16 protein-coding genes, 5 tRNA genes and 1 other RNA gene are annotated in these 16,435 nt (G+C 64.1%); 7 read left to right on the plus strand and 15 right to left on the minus strand.

The annotated features are described in order from the left end of the window. Positions 1–32 precede the first annotated feature (32 nt). Positions 33–129, plus strand: an RNA gene (gene ffs, locus ACVOLO_RS05090) — signal recognition particle sRNA small type. A gap of 369 nt (positions 130–498) precedes the next feature. On the opposite strand, the gene ACVOLO_RS05095 is transcribed toward ffs, so the two are convergent. Continuing rightward, positions 499–1,266: an MBL fold metallo-hydrolase gene (locus ACVOLO_RS05095; RefSeq protein WP_481569204.1), complete on the minus strand. Its 768-nt coding sequence runs from the start codon at positions 1,264–1,266 to the stop codon at positions 499–501. Continuing rightward, positions 1,266–2,015, minus strand: a complete 750-nt coding sequence (locus ACVOLO_RS05100; RefSeq protein ID WP_481569205.1) for a 3-deoxy-D-manno-octulosonic acid kinase — start codon at positions 2,013–2,015, stop codon at positions 1,266–1,268. Before ACVOLO_RS05100 ends, ACVOLO_RS05095 begins: the two co-directional genes overlap by 1 nt. Positions 2,016–2,036: 21 nt before the next feature. Between ACVOLO_RS05100 and ACVOLO_RS05105 the strand changes: the two genes are divergently transcribed. Further along, on the plus strand, positions 2,037–3,083 hold the full coding sequence (locus ACVOLO_RS05105) for a glycosyltransferase family 9 protein (RefSeq protein ID WP_481569206.1): 1,047 nt from the start codon (positions 2,037–2,039) through the stop codon (positions 3,081–3,083). A 76-nt stretch (positions 3,084–3,159) separates the two neighbouring features. Here ACVOLO_RS05105 and ACVOLO_RS05110 read toward each other — a convergent pair whose 3' ends face one another. The 3 genes from ACVOLO_RS05110 to ACVOLO_RS05120 all read right to left on the minus strand — a co-directional run bounded on the left by ACVOLO_RS05110 (position 3,160) and on the right by ACVOLO_RS05120 (position 6,797). Next, positions 3,160–3,558 carry a DUF6165 family protein gene (locus ACVOLO_RS05110; RefSeq protein ID WP_481569207.1) on the minus strand — a complete coding sequence of 133 codons (399 nt, stop codon included), beginning with the start codon at positions 3,556–3,558 and terminating at the stop codon, positions 3,160–3,162. Between the two features lie 125 nt (positions 3,559–3,683). Beyond that, on the minus strand, positions 3,684–6,449 hold the full coding sequence (locus ACVOLO_RS05115; RefSeq protein WP_481569208.1) for a zeta toxin family protein: 2,766 nt from the start codon (positions 6,447–6,449) through the stop codon (positions 3,684–3,686). Beyond that, positions 6,450–6,797, minus strand: coding sequence for a hypothetical protein (locus tag ACVOLO_RS05120; RefSeq protein ID WP_481569209.1), 348 nt, complete (start codon positions 6,795–6,797; stop codon positions 6,450–6,452). It abuts the gene before it with no gap. A gap of 474 nt (positions 6,798–7,271) precedes the next feature. Between ACVOLO_RS05120 and ACVOLO_RS05125 the strand changes: the two genes are divergently transcribed. Further along, complete coding sequence (locus ACVOLO_RS05125) at positions 7,272–7,784, plus strand: ClbS/DfsB family four-helix bundle protein (RefSeq protein WP_481569210.1); 513 nt, start codon at positions 7,272–7,274, stop codon at positions 7,782–7,784. 219 nt (positions 7,785–8,003) lie between these two features. Here the strand turns inward: ACVOLO_RS05125 and ACVOLO_RS05130 are convergent. Beyond that, positions 8,004–8,094: transfer RNA gene (locus ACVOLO_RS05130), tRNA-Ser, on the minus strand. A gap of 201 nt (positions 8,095–8,295) precedes the next feature. Here ACVOLO_RS05130 and ACVOLO_RS05135 point away from each other — a divergent pair. Beyond that, positions 8,296–9,000, plus strand: a complete 705-nt coding sequence (locus ACVOLO_RS05135; RefSeq protein WP_481569211.1) for a PP2C family protein-serine/threonine phosphatase — start codon at positions 8,296–8,298, stop codon at positions 8,998–9,000. Positions 9,001–9,173: 173 nt separating this feature from the next. Here ACVOLO_RS05135 and dnaQ read toward each other — a convergent pair whose 3' ends face one another. The 3 genes from dnaQ to ACVOLO_RS05150 are packed head-to-tail and all read right to left on the minus strand — an operon-like array spanning position 9,174 to position 10,983. Further along, positions 9,174–9,902, minus strand: a complete 729-nt coding sequence (gene dnaQ, locus ACVOLO_RS05140) for a DNA polymerase III subunit epsilon (RefSeq protein ID WP_481569212.1) — start codon at positions 9,900–9,902, stop codon at positions 9,174–9,176. Between the two features lie 8 nt (positions 9,903–9,910). Further along, the gene (rnhA, locus tag ACVOLO_RS05145; protein WP_481569213.1) at positions 9,911–10,363 is read right to left on the minus strand and encodes a ribonuclease HI; all 453 of its coding nucleotides are present in this window, start codon (positions 10,361–10,363) and stop codon (positions 9,911–9,913) included. A 17-nt stretch (positions 10,364–10,380) separates the two neighbouring features. After that, positions 10,381–10,983 (minus strand): class I SAM-dependent methyltransferase, encoded by a 603-nt coding sequence (locus tag ACVOLO_RS05150; RefSeq protein ID WP_481569214.1) that lies wholly within the window; start codon positions 10,981–10,983, stop codon positions 10,381–10,383. 62 nt (positions 10,984–11,045) lie between these two features. Here ACVOLO_RS05150 and gloB point away from each other — a divergent pair, with 62 nt between their 5' ends. The 3 genes from gloB to ACVOLO_RS05165 are packed head-to-tail and all read left to right on the plus strand — an operon-like array spanning position 11,046 to position 13,499. Beyond that, entirely contained in the window at positions 11,046–11,810 is a 765-nt protein-coding gene (gene gloB / locus ACVOLO_RS05155) for a hydroxyacylglutathione hydrolase (RefSeq protein ID WP_481569215.1), read from the plus strand. Continuing rightward, the gene (locus tag ACVOLO_RS05160) at positions 11,807–13,015 is read left to right on the plus strand and encodes a lytic transglycosylase domain-containing protein (RefSeq protein WP_481569216.1); all 1,209 of its coding nucleotides are present in this window, start codon (positions 11,807–11,809) and stop codon (positions 13,013–13,015) included. The genes gloB and ACVOLO_RS05160 overlap by 4 nt, the downstream gene beginning before the upstream one ends. Continuing rightward, complete coding sequence (locus ACVOLO_RS05165; protein ID WP_481569217.1) at positions 12,999–13,499, plus strand: hypothetical protein; 501 nt, start codon at positions 12,999–13,001, stop codon at positions 13,497–13,499. Before ACVOLO_RS05160 ends, ACVOLO_RS05165 begins: the two co-directional genes overlap by 17 nt. Here ACVOLO_RS05165 and ACVOLO_RS05170 read toward each other — a convergent pair. The 6 genes from ACVOLO_RS05170 to ACVOLO_RS05195 form a co-directional block, all read right to left on the minus strand. Beyond that, the gene (locus ACVOLO_RS05170; protein ID WP_481569218.1) at positions 13,468–15,441 is read right to left on the minus strand and encodes a peptidyl-prolyl cis-trans isomerase; all 1,974 of its coding nucleotides are present in this window, start codon (positions 15,439–15,441) and stop codon (positions 13,468–13,470) included. The two genes, ACVOLO_RS05165 and ACVOLO_RS05170, sit on opposite strands and share 32 nt — an antisense overlap. A 129-nt stretch (positions 15,442–15,570) precedes the next feature. After that, a tRNA-Asp gene (locus ACVOLO_RS05175) sits at positions 15,571–15,647 on the minus strand. A 63-nt stretch (positions 15,648–15,710) separates the two neighbouring features. Then, positions 15,711–15,787, minus strand: a tRNA-Asp gene (locus tag ACVOLO_RS05180). Between the two features lie 78 nt (positions 15,788–15,865). Then, positions 15,866–15,942, minus strand: a tRNA-Asp gene (locus tag ACVOLO_RS05185). Positions 15,943–15,973: 31 nt separating this feature from the next. Beyond that, positions 15,974–16,048 (minus strand) — tRNA-Val (locus ACVOLO_RS05190). Between the two features lie 12 nt (positions 16,049–16,060). Further along, positions 16,061–16,333 (minus strand): HU family DNA-binding protein, encoded by a 273-nt coding sequence (locus ACVOLO_RS05195; RefSeq protein WP_481569219.1) that lies wholly within the window; start codon positions 16,331–16,333, stop codon positions 16,061–16,063. Positions 16,334–16,435: the final 102 nt, after the last annotated feature.

Below are 16,435 nucleotides of genomic sequence, written 5' to 3' on the forward strand. Positions count from 1 at the left end.
CTTGGCCCGCCCAAACCGTCTCTATGGTGGCCCCGTCGGCCCCTCGCGACGCTAGGTCGAAAATCCCGCCAGGGCCGGAAGGCAGCAACGGTATCGATCGACGCGGGCGCCGAGGTCAGCCGGCGGGGTCGCCACCCTTTCAGCCTTTGAAAAAGTGACGCCGCTGCCGAAGCAGTGGTCGCGCCCGGCTACGGCTGTGACTGACTGGAGCAAGCCCGGCGTGCAGGACCAGGGCTGCGTGAGTCCGGCCGCTTCTGGCTTTGATCTCCGCTCACCCCAACCCCCGCTCCGCGCCCCGGCCCTTGCGTTGCCGCAAAGGCACGCATCGGATCGCGAACCCATGGTTCGCAAACACGCCTCTTCGTCCCGCAGGCTACGGCTGGACGCCTGATGGACCTCTGATCGACTGAACGTCACCAACGCCTGTGGCTGCAGCCTTGCCGCGTATCCGGCGTAAATTCCGGGCGATGCCGGCTCAAACGTCTACCGGCTGCCGCATCACGGCAGGTCTTCCAGCGCCACCTGCGCTGCAGTGGGGGCTGCCAAGGCCACGCACTCGCCGGGCATCGCCACGCGGTGGCCGCGTGCGCGCAGTGCCTGGCCGTCGGCGGCGCTGGCGTAGTGGTAGAGCATCATCCGCGCCCGGGTTGCCGCGTCGTACTCGCGTTCAAGGTCATCCACGCCGGTATGCGACGGGTTGCCGTGCAGGCCGCAGTCGTGGGCGATCAGCTCATTGTCCGCAGCGTACCGGGCCAGCATTTCCGGAATCGGGCGGGTGTCACCGCTCCATACCAGCGCGCCCTGCAACCGCAGCCCATAAGCGGTCTCGGGCCAGTGGTGGCGCACCGGGAATACTTCCAGCCGTACGCCTTCATGCCAGAACGCATCGCCAACGACGATCAACTGGAAGGCATCCCAGAAGTTGGCACCGCCTTCGGCCAGCACATTCGGGTAATCAGCAACGCGACGATGCAGCAGCGGCACCACGGTCGCCGGCACATACAGCCGCACCTTGCCGCGCCGCTGGCGGTTGAAATAGGCATCCACGAACAGGCGCTCGAAACCGGCCACATGGTCCAGGTGGATATGCGTAACAAACACCGCATCGGGCAACGCGCCGTAGTGCGTGCGGTAGGCCGTCAGCCCTTCGCCACCGCAGTCGATGGTCAGCCACGGCCTGCCATCGCGCTCGATCACCGACATCGGCGACCCCAGCTCGACCGCCGAGGCATTGCCGACGCCCAGAAAACGCAATGCCCAGCGCATCAGGTGCCCCGGTTCCAGGCCAGATCATAGGCACGACGCAGCCGTGCGAAATCCTTCTCCACGTCCTCGCGGCTGCGTTCACCACGCAGTTTGAGCAACGAACGCAACAGGCGTTTGAGGTTGCGCTCGCGCCAGCGGGTGGCGGGGATGCGCAATACGCCGCGGTCGAAATCGATCAACCAGCCGTGGCCGGTGGCGTCGAACAGGATGTTGTGCGCGTTGAGGTCGGCATGGTCCAGCCCCGCGCGGTGGAAACGGGCGATCAGCCTGCCGGTTTCCTCCCATGGCGCACCACGGCCGGCTACCAGCGCGCGGTCGGCCAGCGAGCGGACGTTCTCCAGCCGCTCCATCAGGATCGCAGCGCGGTAGGTCACGCCTTCGCGCATGTAGAACGCGGCCAGCGGCCGCGGCACCGGCAATTTGTGCTCGATGAGTTTGCGCATGAGCCGGAACTCGGCAAAGCTGCGCGTGCGGTCCGCGCCCTGCCACAGGTAGCGGTCGCGGCTGAGCTTGGCGGCAACACCGCCGCGCAGGTAGTGCCGCAGCACGCATTGGCCAAACGGCGCATCGACAAACCAGGCGCCGCCGCGGCCACCCTCGCCCACCGGGCGCGCCCTGCCATCCCAGTGCGCAGGTGAGAACAGCGCTGGATCAGCTTGCCGCAGGCGCTGGCGGTCGAACAGAATGGCGCCGTATCCACGACCTTCGCGGCACGGCGTCAGGGCTTCATTGGCGTCGAATGCGACCATTCCCAGCGAGTCTAACAACACATGCCTGCATCGTCCTCCCCACTGTGCCTCTTGCGTCTCTCGGCGCTGGGAGATGTGACCCATGTCGTCCCGCTGGTTCACACGCTGCAGCAGGCACGGCCGGGGCTTGAGCTGCACTGGGTGATCGACAAGGCCGGCCACAAGCTGCTCGATGGCCTGCCCGGCATCACCTTCCATGTCTACGACAAGAAAACCGGCATAGCCGGCATGCGTGCGCTGCGCGCCGAGCTGCCCCCGGCACCGTTCGACGCGCTGCTGCAGATGCAGGTGGCCTTCCGCGCCAACCTGCTTTCCGCCTTCATCCCGGCCCGGCGCCGCATCGGGTATGACAAGGCCCGCTCCAAGGACCTGCACGGCCTCTTCATCAACGAACGCATCCCGGACCGCTCCGGCATCCATGTGCTCGATGCCATCGGCAGCTTCTGCGAACCGCTGGGCATGAAGCAGACCCAGGTGCGCTGGGACCTGGCAACACCGCCGGAAGCCCACGAGTGGGCCGCCGCGCAATGGGATGACGACGGTCGCCCGGTGCTGATGATCTCGCCCTGCTCCAGCCACCAGCGCCGCAACTGGTACGCCGACCGCTATGCCGCGCTGGCCGACCATGCCGCCGCGCAGGGCTGGCGCGTAGTGCTGTGTGGTGGCCGCAGCGAACTGGAGCGCAGCACCAGCGACGCCATCATCGCAGCGATGCAGCACCCGGTGCTGGACCTGGTCGGCAAGGACACGCTCAAGCAGCTGCCGGCGTTGCTGGCCCGCGCCTCATTGCTGGTCACGCCCGACTCCGGCCCGATGCACATCGCCAATGCGGTGGGCACCAAGGTGCTGGGCCTGCATGCGGCCAGCAACCCGGAGCGCAGCGGCCCGTACTCGGATCGCCGCTACTGCGTGGACCGCTACGACGACGCCGCGCGCCGCTACCTCAACAAGCCGGCCAGCCAGTTGAAATGGGGCACCAAGATCGAGTTCAACGATGTGATGTCGCTGATCAGCGTGGACGACGGCATCGCCGCATTTGAGCGTTATCGCGCCGATCACCCGCACTGAGCATCACCTGCCCCAACGTAAACGCAAAAGGCCGCCCGATGGGCGGCCTTTCAGCATCACAGCCTGCGCAGCGGATTCAACTGGCGCGGTAGTCCTGGTAGGACTTCTCTTCCACATAGCTGGAACCCAGCGCCAGGTTGATGGCCTTTTTGATGCGCGCGCGCTCATCGTTCTGGATGTAGACGCTGCGCGCCAGCTGCACGAAGGCATCGTCGAAAGCCTGCGCCTTTTCCTTCAGGCGGATGTCGTCCTCGATATCCCACAGCCGCTCGTTGACCGCCTTGAGGTCATCGCGCAAGGCGCTGATGTCCTGCGCGGCAGCCGGATGCGAGGCCCAGGTGCGGTCCAGTGCCGACAGCTCATTGCGCACGTTGGCCAACTTGGCCGCATCACTCATGCGCTCGGACTTGATCTGCAGGATCGAGATCTTGTCGAGCAGCTCGCCAAAGGAAACGGGGACAAGGATTTCGGACATGGGAAGTGCCTGGATGACGAAGTGCACAGTTTAGCCCGTCGCTGAGAACAACCCACGGCTTTGCCACCCCGCCTGACCGCCCTGCTCCGGCCCACCACGGGCAGGCATCACCCCTTCGGCCCCGACTATCGCCCCATGCCGGTGGCTGTGGCCTGGTTCTCCTGCTGGTGTTGTTCCTGCAGTTGTGTGGCCTGGGATTGCTGACCCGGCTCGCGACTGAGCGCCGCGTAGTTCTGCATCGACTCCGCAACCGGAGTTTGCGCCGCCTGTCCGGTGGGCATGACCGCAGGCAGGTGCGCAGGGTCATCCAGCCTCCCCTGCACCAGGAAAACGTTGTAGGCGGCTGGCCGTTCCGAAGTCGCGTTGCTCAGCAACACATGGTCCACCTGCTTCAGCCCGTTGCCCTTTGCCAACACCACCAGGCTGGCAGTCATCCGCTCGCTGGTCTCGTCGAATTCGCGCCCGTAACGTGCGTCCAGCGCGGCCACACCATCGCGGATCTGCCGATACAAAGGGTCGGCCTGCATGGCAGTCATTGCCGGGGACGGCACTGCTTCGTACCGAGGCGGCACCGGCGCGCCCGCGTGGGACTTCTCCATTGGCTGCTCGGCGGTGGTCCGCACGCTCTGTTGCAGGCCACCGTTGCCGGTGGAGGAAACCCGCCCCTGTGCCTGATCGATTTCCCCCGCGGTGGTCACAGCTGCAATGGTGTAGGTCTTGCCGTCAGCGCCCCGACACAGACTGGCAACAGGGCTGTCCACGTCGTAACCGCCGTTGGTGTTGCGCTGTACCAGCAGGCCAGTGGTATCGGGATCCAGCCCCAGCTTGGCCTGTGTGGCCTGGACTGCGAGCGCACTCGCCGCCAGTTGTTCCGCACTCGGGGCTACCCCCACGGCTGCATAGGCGCCCTGCAATGCGTCGCGCATGCGCTCATCGGCCGTCATCGGCGACGGCTTCTGTATGACCTGGGGCGGCGGCAACGTCGCCTCCATCACTTCGCGGGTGGCGTCCAACTCGGCGCGCAGGTTCCCGCGGGCAGTGGATACGTAAAGACTCCCCTCGCTGATCCAACGGCCGTCCGCCTGGCGCTGATAGCGCTTGTCGTCGGAGGCGGTCAATGCGTCCAGATCGGTGCGTGCCTGCTGCACAGCCTCGGGTATCGAGCCATGGGCCGCCCAGTCATTCTGGGCATAGGCTGCTTCATAGCGGGCCGCAATCGCCGGTCGGCTGTTGGCTGCATTATGTAGCACGACCTGGGCAGCGGCCTGATCGAGTTCGGCTGCTCGCTCCGGACTTGCCACATCAATGCGCGTCTGGTGATAGCCACGCTCGTATACGGCAGTGACCACTTCGCGTCGCCACTGCTCGCCATCGGCCGAGCGTTTCCACTGCGCCGGATACCAGCTGTGCGAGTCGCTGACATTGGCCGGTTGCGTGAACGGGTCGCGCTGACTGGGCGGGCTACCCAATATCAATTCCACTGACTCACTGGTTGCCTGGTAGTTCAGCCGGCTGGCAAGGGCCGGCGACGCTTGCAGTTGACCACGCGTCGGGTTGCCGACGCCGTCGTTGCTGCTGTCAACAGGCGCGGGGCGCCGCCAACCCTGATCAGGATGATCCGGATCATACGTCCACCTGTTTCCCTGGCTGTCGGCCTGGTTGTAGATGCGGCGGTTGTCCGTCCACTCGGCAATCTTATCGCCCGCGAATGCGCCCGCTATCCCGCCGATGGCGCCTGTGACCAGCAGACCGGGACCGGATTCGACGCCTGCGACCACACCGGCCACCATGCCCAGGCCTGCGCCCGTAAAGCCGCCTACACTGCGTGCGCCGAAGTGGATCAACCCTGACTCTGCGGCGGTGTCATTGCCCTCGCCACGCAGTCGGCTATTGGTCCGCAAAGTCTCAGCAGCGTCATAGGCTTCCAATGCCAGGCCAGCGATGCCCAGTGCAGCGCCCGCGCGGATACGGGTGGGGCGAACACGGACCGTGTGATCAATATCGACGATTTGCCGCACCTGGCGGTCAAGCCCCTCAACCAGTTGGGCTTCGCTGCGTTCTGTCAGCAGATTCCCTCGCGCGGGCGGAGAAACCTTGTCATTGTGGGACAGCGTCTGCGGCAGATCACGGTGCCAGGCCTGCTGCTCCTGCCAGCCATCGCGCAGCTGATGGGTGATGGCGGGATCTCTCAGCCGTGCATCGCGCGCCTCCTGCAATGCAGCCCCAGGCAACGTCGGGTTGGTATGGCTGTCGTACAACTCCTGGCCTTCGCGATTGAAGATGCGAATTTGCACATCGGTGCGTTCGTGCACCATGTTCAGGCTATTGGGCAGCTTCTCGTAGATCGCATCGCGAGCACCAGCGGGAACGTAACGACCATAGCCTTTGCTGTCGAGATTTCCAGAAAAACGTTGCTCAACCCCGAGTTCGCTCTCCAGCTTTGGAGATGCAATGGCGCGCACCTCCACCGTGTAGCCCTTCGACTGCAGATCGTTGATCAGTTCAGACGACCACTCGCCGTTGCTCAGCGTGGTGTCGAAGATCAGGTTTCTCTTGCCCGCAACGGTGGCATCCAACAGCTCGTCAGACCACGCACTGGCATCAGAATGGGTGTACGAGGACCACGTGTAGGGATGGTTATCCCGGAGTCTCTCAATATCGGGATGGTATTGGCGCAGTTCATCGGGGTCGACAAGAACAGCATCGCCCTTCAGCTCCTGAATCGCAGCGTTTACTAGCCCTCCCTTTCCCGAACCGGGCTGCCCCCCCAGAATGATTGCCCTTGGATTTTCATGCGAAATCGAGCTATTCAGACCACTGCCAGGAAGCACTTCCTGTTGAAAAATTCTTGTGTGGTTCTCGAAATCAAGTTCGCCGTCAGGAGAGCTCATTCAGGGAATCTCGCTCTTGGCCCGGAAATAATCTGAAAACCCTACGTCTCCAAGCCACACGATTTTTGACCGGGCGCGGAACATCAATGACTTCTTCGCTGCCGCCCGCTCAATCACAGCCGGATCGCCACTGGCTTCGGCCGTCCGCAGTTCTGCACGAGCTTCGTCGATGAAGGAATCCAGCGCACCTTCCAGTGCCCAAATTGCCTGTTCAAGCATTGGGGTGCCTTTGAACGGCTCTTCGACTACGCGATTCAAATCGGATTGCAAGGTTTGGATATGCTCAGGGTAGTCCTTGAGCATGTCGCGCAGCCGTTGCGGTACGGGAGGCAGAGAAGCGTGTCGCATGACAGATCCTTGGTGCGATGTGCGGAGCTTCCGTTTAGTTCAACGGACTACTCGATGAGTGGGCGGAGTATAGGCACCAGCGATCAACTGCCGCCGTGAAGGTGCGCTGCCACAAGGGTTGGCCAAGCTCGATCCGAGCCCTACCAGGCCCCTGATTCAACATCGCTTCTTCGTGTGTCAGCGGCCGCTGAAACCTGCCGCCACAGCGGTGATGGGCACCGGAAGCTCGGCCAGGGCCGCTGCACCGCCGGATAGAGGGCAGCGGCCAGTTTCGGCGATGCCCGAGATGCTGAAGAATCTTCACCACGTCCGAGCCGGTAACCGAAGCCAGCATCAAACGCATCGTCGACAAACCGGGGGTACGCCACGATGCCCTACCCTCTGCGTGCCGTTTGAACAGCAGCGCGCGCCAAACCCATTGAAGCGCGTGTACAGGAACCGGGGCAGATCGCCCCGACATTCAGGAGGACCCACATGGCGGTGCCGCAGAACAAGCAGGAGCTGCTGGAGGCGATCAGCACAACGCACCAGAAGCTGATGGCCGATCTCGCCAGCGTGCCTGCGCATTACGCAAGAGAAGCGACGCTCGAAGGCCACGCCCAGGGCACCTGGATGAGTGTTTCGGATCTGGTCGCGTATCTGATCGGCTGGAATCTGCTGGTTCTGAAGTGGTGCGATGGCAAAGCCAGAGGAGTGCCGGTGCACTTTCCCGAGGCGGGCTATAACTGGAGCGAGTTGGGCCGCCTGGCACAGAAGTTCTATGCCGACCACGCTGACATCGCCTATCCCGATTTGCTTGAGCTGTTTGCCAAGGTGCACGCCCGCATTGTGGCCCTGGTCGAGCAGGAAACCGACGCCTCGCTGTACGCCGCGCCCTGGTACGGAAAGTACACCCAAGGCCGCATGATCCAGCTCAATACCTCCTCGCCCTATGCCAATGCCCGCGGCCGGCTGCGCAAATGGAAAAAGGCCAACGCAATCACCTGACAGGCCCCCAGCCCAGGCAGCCGCGCATCCATCTTCAGGCGGTAGCGATGTGATGCAGGGTCTTTCGGGCCGGCTCCGCAGGGCTGCACTGCACAGAAGTGGTGGCAACACAGGCAGGCAAGGCGGCTGTGCAGCTGGTCGACCCGCCGGGGCTAACCCACTCTTCCCCCCGGACAAAAAGAAAAGGCCACCCGATTGGGCAGCCTTTTCTTCTTGATCTGGCGGAGAGGGGGGGATTCGAACCCCCGAGGCGCTATAAACGCCTGCCTGATTTCGAGTCAGGTACATTCAACCGCTCTGCCACCTCTCCAGATGGTCCCGGCGAACCGGGCCGCAAATGATAAGGGGCATTGGCAATGCCGACAAGCGCTTTTTCACGGTGACTGGCCAAATGCCTTGGCTGGCAACCTTTCCCGGAGCTGGCCGGCCTTGCGATGAGGCTTGCTGTCCTACTCCATGAACGCGATGATGCGTTGCCATCCTGCCGACTCCTTGGCCCATCCGGGCATCCATGATCGAATTCGGACACCTCAGCCACGTCGGCCTGCGCCGCCAGCTCAACGAAGACACCTACTACGGTGACGGGGAGCTGGGCCTGTGGCTGGTTGCCGACGGAATGGGCGGCCATGCCTGTGGCGAGGTGGCCAGCGCATTGGCGCGGGAAACCATCGTGCGTGAAATCCGCAGCGGCACCGCACTGGTCCAGGCCATCCGCATCGCCGACGAGGAAATCATCCGCACCTCACGCCGGCGCAACGACAGCCTGCCGATGGGCACCACCGTGGTCGCTGCACGCGTACAGGGCAACCGTTTTGAAGTGGCATGGGTCGGCGACAGCCGCGCCTACCTGTGGCGCGACGGCAAGCTGGCCCAGCTCAGCCAGGACCACAGCTATGTGCAGGAACTGATCGCACAGGGCAGCCTGACCGCCGAGCAGGCGCGCGCGCACCCACACCGCAACGTGGTCACCCAGGCGCTCGGCGTCACCGACCCGGCCCATCTCAATGTGGCTACGATGACCGGCGAGCTGCGCCCGGGCATGCAACTGCTGTTGTGCAGCGATGGCCTGACCGAGGAAGTGGATGACCACAACCTCACCGAAGCCCTCGCCCATGCCGACTGCAGCGCCCAGGAATGCGTGGACGCACTGGTCGCCGCCGCACTCGATGGCGGCGGCTCGGACAACATCACTGCCATCCTGGTCCGCTGCCACTGAGGCAAATCAGCGGCTGTAGGAGCGCCTTAAGGCGCGAAGCCAAGCATGTTTACGGCGGATCCGGCACCTGCAACTGCAACCGGATTACCGCAGTTGCTGATTGACTGATGCATCCACCGCATGCACTTCGCGGCCGTGGCCGCTCCTACACCAGGCAATCCACCGAGCCGCCTTTACGCTGTCCCGGTCGGCTCCGGTGCACGCTCGCCGTCCCACCAGGCGTGGCCACCCTTTTTGCGCAGCCGGGCCAACCGTGCCTCGTGCGCTTCCAGCTCCGATGCGGTAACCACCACGCGCGGACGCGGCAGCAGCGCGGAGGCATCGAACGTCTGCACACTGCCGGCAGCACGCGGGCGCTCCGTTTCCGGCTGGCCAAAACCAATTTCCTCCTGGCCGGAGGTCAACGCGATATAGACGTCGGCCAGGATCTGCGCATCAAGCAAGCCGCCGTGCAACTGGCGATGCGAGTTGTCCACACCCAGACGGCGACACAGCGCATCCAGTGAGTTGCGCTGCCCCGGGAAACGCTCACGCGCCATCGCCAGGGTATCGGTGACGGTCACACGCTCGGCCAGCCGCCCCCTGCCCAGCAGCGACATCTCGTTTTCGAGGAAGCCCATGTCGAAGGAGGCGTTGTGGATGATCAGCTCGGCGCCCTCCACATAGGCCAGGAAGTCGTCGACAACCTCTTCAAAACGCGGCTTGTCGGCGAGGAAGTCCAGCGTCAGGCCGGTGACTTCCTGCGCGCCGGCTTCAAACTCACAATCCGGCTTGAGGTAGCGGTGGAAGTTGTTGCCACTGGGGCGACGCTCAAGCAGCTCCACGCAGCCGATTTCGACCACGCGGTTGCCCTTCTTCCACTCCAGGCCGGTGGTTTCGGTATCAAGAACGATCTGGCGCATGCTCTACCTCAGTTGCTTGCGGCGCCGTCGCGCGCGCGGATTGCTGCATCACGGGCCAGTTGGTCCACCCGCTCGTTGTCCGGATTGCCGGCATGGCCCTTCACCCAGCGCCAGTCGATCTGATGCCGCTGGGTTGCCGCGTGCAGGCGTTCCCACAGGTCGCGGTTCTTGACCGGATCACCGCCAGCGGTCTTCCAGTTGCGCCGCACCCAGCCTGGCATCCATTCGGTGATGCCCTGACGCACATACTGCGAATCGGTAGACAGCACGATGTCACACGGCTCGCTCAGCGTTTCCAGCCCGGCGATGGCGGCCATCAACTCCATGCGGTTGTTGGTGGTGTGCGCCTCCCCTCCCGTTACCTCGCGCTCATGCCCCTTGTAACGCAGCAGCGCTGCCCAGCCACCCGGCCCTGGATTGCCGAGGCAGGCGCCGTCGGTATGTATTTCAATTGACTTCATGTTGTTCCGTTGCTGATTCAGGTCGCCATCGGCCGGCGCCAGCCCACTTGGCTGGCTTTCATCGGCCCGATGAGCGCCTCGGTTCTTTTTTCTGCTTCCAGCACGCACACCGCGCGCAATGCCGGCATGCTCGTCCCGGCCACGGCGCCGCGCGGGCTCCACAGCGGCCCATGATGGCCGATGGACTGGCACCGCAGGCCCTGCCGCTTCATCAGCACCCGGGTACGCGCCACCGACGCGGGCTGCGCGTCCTGCCATTGCCAATGCGCCCGGTAGGGGCTGTAACGGTTAAGTACGGTCATCCACAACCGTCCACCCGGCATCAGTACCCGCGCGCACTCGGCCACCAGCACCGCCAGATCCGCCGGAGCGGCATGCTGAATCACAATCGCGTTCAGGGTTTCTGCCGGCAACGGCAGGGACAAGCCGCAGCGCAGTTCACCCTGCCAGCCAGATCCCTGTGCCAGCCGGTGCAGGCGTACGCCGCGCCCCGGAGGCGCTTGATCCGGCAGCCAGGCGGCGCTGGGCGCCAGCCACAACCAGGGTTGCGCAGGCACGCTGCGCAGCCGTTCCAGCAGGTGCTCGTGCTCCCAATCGCGGATCGCCCGCGCAGCAGCCATCTCAAACCAAGGCGAGACTGACGCTTGACGGGGGGACGGGGCGGCAGGCATTTTCCAATTCTATGCGACTGACCGCCCTGCCTGCATTCCAGGACAACTACATCTGGGCGCTGCAAACGCCCGATGAGCGCACGATATTCGTCGATCCCGGCCAAGCCGGGCCGGTGTTTGAAGCCGCCGCCCAGGGCATGCAGCCGGCCGCGGTGCTGCTCACCCATCACCACGACGACCATATTGGCGGCGTGGCCGAGTTGCGCCAGCGCTGGCCACGGCTGCGCGTCTTCGCCCCGCACGATGAACGGATCGCTGTGGATTGTGAACGGGTGGCCGATGGCGACCGGGTACAATCCTCCGGCTTCGACTTTTCGGTGATGGCGGTTCCCGGCCACACCCGGAGCCACATCGCCTATTTCGGCCACGATCATCTGTTCTGTGGCGACATGCTGTTCAGCCTGGGCTGTGGGCGCATGTTTGAAGGTACGCCCGCCCAGATGCTGGCCTCGCTCAAGCGACTGGCCGCCCTGCCCGCACAGACACGGGTCTGCTGCGGGCATGAATACACGCTGGCCAATGCCGTCTTCGCGCGGCATGTCGATCCCACCAACGCGGCATTGCAACGCCGCCAGAAGGAAGTTCAGGACATGCGCAGCCGCTCTTGCCCCACTGTTCCCGCCGTATTGGCCAGTGAACTGCAATGCAATCCATTCCTGCGCACTGCTGATGCGCACATCCGTGACGCAGTAGCCGCCCGGTTGGGCCGAGCGCCCGCCGATGAGGTGGAAGTCTTCGCCGAATTGCGGCGGTGGAAAGACGGTTTCCGCGCGTGAGGCGGGCCACTCTCTGCCTCGCGCTGGGCATGTTGCTCGGCGTCAGCGCCGCCGCCAGTGCCCAGACGCTGCCCGCCAGCGCCGGGCTTGCCCAGAACATCGCATCCCTCGGCGCCCTGCCGATTGATCCCGCCTCGCTGCCGCCGGCCACCACCCGCAATGGCCGCGAAATCTTCGCCAACTTCCGTGAAGGCCTGGCCGCACCGCAGTGCGATGCCGACGCCACCAGCCCGCGCTGGCGCAAGCAGTTCGCCCATGCGCCGGCGCGACTGGGCAATGTCGAAGACGACGCCCTGCCGCTGTTCGGCTATGTGGTTGATGAACTGCGCGCCGCCGGCCTGCCCACCGAGTTCGCGTTGATCCCGTTCGTCGAAAGCGGCTACCGCCCGGGCGCACGCAACGCCAGCGGTCCTGCCGGGCTGTGGCAGTTCATCGCCACCACCGCGCGCAACCACCGCGTGCCGATGGAAAAGGGCTATGACGGTCGCCTCTCGGCAGTGGATTCCACCCGCGCCGCAGTGCGTTACCTCAAGACCCTGCATGGCATGTTCGCCGGTGACTGGCAGTTGGCGGTCATGGCCTACAACGCCGGCGAGTACCGCATCCTGCAGGCCTTGCGCCGCGGCGGCATGAACGCGCAGAACGCGCGTGCGGCCGAGCTGCCCGGTCTGTCGCCCATCACCTATGCGTATGTGGAAAAGCTGCACGCCCTGGCCTGTGTGCTGGAACAGGCAGAGCGCGAGCCGGACCTGATGGCCTCGCTCAACCGTCCGGTGCCGATTCTCAAGGGCCACACGCTGCCGGCCAATACTTCCCTGGCTAGCTGGTCGGCACAGAACGCGCTGGATCCCTCCCGCATCGCACGGCTGAACCCCGCGCTGACCGGCGCACGCGCCGGTAGCCGCGTACTGGCGCCAGCGTTCATCGGCAGTGGCAATGAAGCTGCGGCGGCTGCTCCGCTGATTGCCGCTACCGACAGCACGCCCACGTCTGCCCCGGCAGCCGGTACTGGCAGCCCCGCACGCGCGGCGACGGTGGCATCGGCCGGCAACACCCGCCGCCACACTGTCCGCAACGGCGAATCCGCGTGGACGATTGCCCGTCGCTACGGCATCTCGGTGAAGACATTGCTGTCGTTCAATGATCTCGACGCCAGCGCGATACTCCGCCCGGGCATGGTGCTGAGGTTTGAAGACGCCCGCTGAGTACATCCCCTATCGCTGCACTCACTGGAAAGCCCGGCCTCACGCCGGGCTTTCTGTTTGTCCCGATCACCGGATCGCCGCCACCTGCACAGAAATGGCGCAACGTCGGCACGCCCTTGCCGGCCTCGTCATCGCTGCAGACTGTGTGGTGCAGGCAGCAGCGCAGCAGAACGGTTTCGTGATTCGTGCGCAAACTCTGCAGGCTGCAGTTACGCCCTCGGCAACGCAGCCTCAAACCGTATCGACCGGCGCCACTTCGGCGGCGACCCAGACGCGGATGCCAGTGGCATCGCAGAACCAGCTGACACTCTCCGCTATGCGGCCGGTGCTGCTTCCGCCTCGGATCCGTGTATCCAAGACGCCCAGCCTTCATCGCTTCCGAAGCAGTACAGCCGCCCAAAAAGAAAACCCGGCCAAAGGCCGGGTTTTCATTCTGATCAACCGCACTCAGATCAGAGCTGCGATTCCTGCACCTGCACCTTGAAGTGCTTGCGCATGCCATCGACGTAAGCCTTGGCCGCCGCTGCACCGTCAATCTGGCTCAGCTGCTGCTTGAGCAGGGTCTGCTGCTGCTCCGGCACTTCAGCGATGTTGCCCGGCGTCACCTTGGTCACCGCGAATACGGCCTGACGCCCGTCTTCCATCGCAACCTTGCCGTAGATTGGCTTGTCCGCCGACACCGGCGGAGCTGCGGTGAACACGGCCTGGTTGGCGGCCGCCGTCGGCATCGGTGCACCGCGCGGCAAGCCCGGTACCGGCAACACCTGCAGCTTCTCGGCTGCCGCCAGGGCCTGCAGGGTCTGGCCGTCCTTCAACTTGGCCAGCAGCGCATCAGCCGCCTTGCTCTGTGCTTCCTTGGTGCGGTTGGCTCGCACCGCGGCAATCACCTGTTCCTGCGCCTGTGCCAGCGGCGTGGCCTGCTCGGGCGTATGCGAGGTAACGCGGATCATCACGCTGTGGTTCGGCGCGATTTCGATCGGATCGCTCACAGTGCCGTCTTCCACCAACGTATCGGAGAACGCAGCCCTCAGCACGGCCGGGATGGTCGCGATGCCATTTGCAGTGGCGTGGGTGAACGGCCCCAGCGTCTGCACCGGCAAGCCCACTTCCTTGGCGGCCGGCTCCAGCGCCGTCGGGTTCTTGTAGACCAGGTCAACCAGACGGCCGCTCAGGTCATTGAAGGCCCGCTCGGTGTCGGCCTGCAGCTGTTCGGCTGCCAGCTGGTCACGCACTTCCTCGAACGAACGGCCCTCACCGCCCTTGATCTCACGCAACTGCAGTACGTGGTAACCAAACTCGGTCTTGATCGGGCCGGCGATCTCGCCTGCCTTCATCGCGAACAGGGCATCTTCGAACGGCTTGACCATCACGCCCTTCTGCACCCAACCCAGATCGCCGCCACCGCTCTTGGAGCCCACGTCATCCGAGTTGGCACTGGCCAGCGCCGCAAAATCCGCACCCGGCTGCTTGGCTTCGGCAGCCAGCTTGGTGGCCTTGGCCTCAGCCGCCTTCTGCGAAGCCTCATCGCTGCCGGCAGAAATCAGGATGTGCGACGCCAGGCGCTCATCAGCGCTGACAAAGCGTGCCTTCTCTTCCTCATAACGGCTGCGCAACGTCGCCTCGTTGGCGGCCGCAACCGCCGGCATGCTCGCGGCATTGAGCTCGACGTACTCGATGGACACGGTTTCAGGCTGCAGGAAATCCTTCGGGTGGCTCTCGTACCACTGCTTGATCTCAGCCTCGCTCACCGGCGCGGTATCCGCCTCGGCCACCGGCAACAGGGCAAACTCGACATCGCGGGTTTCACCCAGCAGCTTCAGCAGCCGCTCGGCCTCGCCCTTGGTGGAAAAACCCGATTCGGCCAGCGCGGTCGGAATGATCGACTGCTGCAGGCTGGTCCGCACCACCTGCTCAAACATGGCCGGGGTACGCGGCGGCATGCTCTGCGCCAACACCATCTTGTACTGGTCCGCATCGAACTTGCCGTCGCGCTGGAAAGCAGAGATGCCCGCAATGTAATCACGCACGGCCGCATCACCGATGACGATGTGCGCATCTTCCGCCGCCAGGCGAACCACCTGCTCATCAATCAGCTGGTCCAGCACAACGCGCTTGTTTTCGACGCTCTCAAACTCACGCGGGTCGAAGTTGTCGCCCTGTTGATCACGGGCATCCATGCGCGCCTGCTCGAAGCGCGCGCGGAAATCTTCCACGCTCACTTCATGGTGGCTCCACAGGAAGGACATCGGCCACCACGACGGCGCCGAACGCCACCAGGATGGCGGTGCCGAAACCTTGGCCACGTTCTGCGAACCGACACCACCGAGGTAGCTGTTGTCGATCACGAACAGGAACGGGATCATCAACAGGCCCATGATCACCGTAACGATCCAGCCTGAGGTCTTGTCGCGAAGTTTCTGCAGCATGGGAAAAATCAGGGCCTATTGGCGAGCCGGGCAGTGTAACCCGCTTCTCCCCCGAGTCCCAACACGGCCTTGGCCGGGCACGGCCAAAAGAAAAAGCCCCCGGCTTGCGCCGAGGGCTTTTGAGACAACTGGCGGAGCGGACGGGACTCGAACCCGCGACCTCCGGCGTGACAGGCCAGCATTCTAACCAGCTGAACTACCGCTCCACGTTTTGACTCGTCCATCAGCGGTAACCCGGTGATGCGCATTCCGAAGAATGACTGGATAAATGGCGGAGCGGACGGGACTCGAACCCGCGACCTCCGGCGTGACAGGCCAGCATTCTAACCAGCTGAACTACCGCTCCGCATTTAACCTGTTTGTTCCCTCTCAGCCGAGGCCTTGAGAAAACAACGCCCCCGATTGCTCAGGGGCGTGTATGAAATGGCGGAGCGGACGGGACTCGAACCCGCGACCTCCGGCGTGACAGGCCAGCATTCTAACCAGCTGAACTACCGCTCCACTTCCAACACTGCTACCGATGATGCTTATTTGGTGGGTGCTGAGGGTTTCGAACCCCCGACCCTCTCCGTGTAAGGGAGACGCTCTACCGCTGAGCTAAGCACCCCTGGTGAGCCGCTTAGTTTACAGCGTCCTTCAGGGCTTTACCAGCCTTGAATGCAGGATTTTTTGCAGCGGCGATCTTGATCTCTTCGCCGGTCTTCGGGTTGCGGCCAGTGCGCTCTGCGCGCTCGCGAACCTGGAACGTACCGAAGCCAACCAGAGTCACCGTGTCACCCTTCTTCAGGGCCTTGGTGATCTCGGCGATGACTGCGTCAACCGCACGGCCAGCTTCAGCCTTGGACAGGTCAGCAGCGCCGGCAACGCCGTCGATCAATTCGGTCTTGTTCATTCTGTAAAACTCCCTTTGCGGCACATCCGCGGAATAGTTGGTGGTCACCGCACGTCTTTGAAGACCAGCGATGACCGGAAGATCATGCAAACACGTCATCGA

The organism is Stenotrophomonas sp. STEN056, assembly GCF_056759635.1.

Coding starts and splice junctions, on each gene's coding strand:
- rnhA (WP_481569213.1), bottom strand. CDS start 10,363: ATGAAGTCAATTGAAATACATACCGACGGCGCCTGCCTCGGCAATCCA.
- gloB (WP_481569215.1), top strand. CDS start 11,046: ATGCGACTGACCGCCCTGCCTGCATTCCAGGACAACTACATCTGGGCG.
- ACVOLO_RS05115 (WP_481569208.1), bottom strand. CDS start 6,449: ATGAGCTCTCCTGACGGCGAACTTGATTTCGAGAACCACACAAGAATT.
- ACVOLO_RS05170 (WP_481569218.1), bottom strand. CDS start 15,441: ATGCTGCAGAAACTTCGCGACAAGACCTCAGGCTGGATCGTTACGGTG.
- ACVOLO_RS05135 (WP_481569211.1), top strand. CDS start 8,296: ATGATCGAATTCGGACACCTCAGCCACGTCGGCCTGCGCCGCCAGCTC.
- ACVOLO_RS05100 (WP_481569205.1), bottom strand. CDS start 2,015: ATGGTCGCATTCGACGCCAATGAAGCCCTGACGCCGTGCCGCGAAGGT.
- ACVOLO_RS05110 (WP_481569207.1), bottom strand. CDS start 3,558: ATGTCCGAAATCCTTGTCCCCGTTTCCTTTGGCGAGCTGCTCGACAAG.
- dnaQ (WP_481569212.1), bottom strand. CDS start 9,902: ATGCGCCAGATCGTTCTTGATACCGAAACCACCGGCCTGGAGTGGAAG.
- ACVOLO_RS05195 (WP_481569219.1), bottom strand. CDS start 16,333: ATGAACAAGACCGAATTGATCGACGGCGTTGCCGGCGCTGCTGACCTG.
- ACVOLO_RS05120 (WP_481569209.1), bottom strand. CDS start 6,797: ATGCGACACGCTTCTCTGCCTCCCGTACCGCAACGGCTGCGCGACATG.
- ACVOLO_RS05095 (WP_481569204.1), bottom strand. CDS start 1,266: ATGCGCTGGGCATTGCGTTTTCTGGGCGTCGGCAATGCCTCGGCGGTC.
- ACVOLO_RS05150 (WP_481569214.1), bottom strand. CDS start 10,983: ATGGCTGCTGCGCGGGCGATCCGCGATTGGGAGCACGAGCACCTGCTG.
- ACVOLO_RS05125 (WP_481569210.1), top strand. CDS start 7,272: ATGGCGGTGCCGCAGAACAAGCAGGAGCTGCTGGAGGCGATCAGCACA.
- ACVOLO_RS05105 (WP_481569206.1), top strand. CDS start 2,037: ATGCCTGCATCGTCCTCCCCACTGTGCCTCTTGCGTCTCTCGGCGCTG.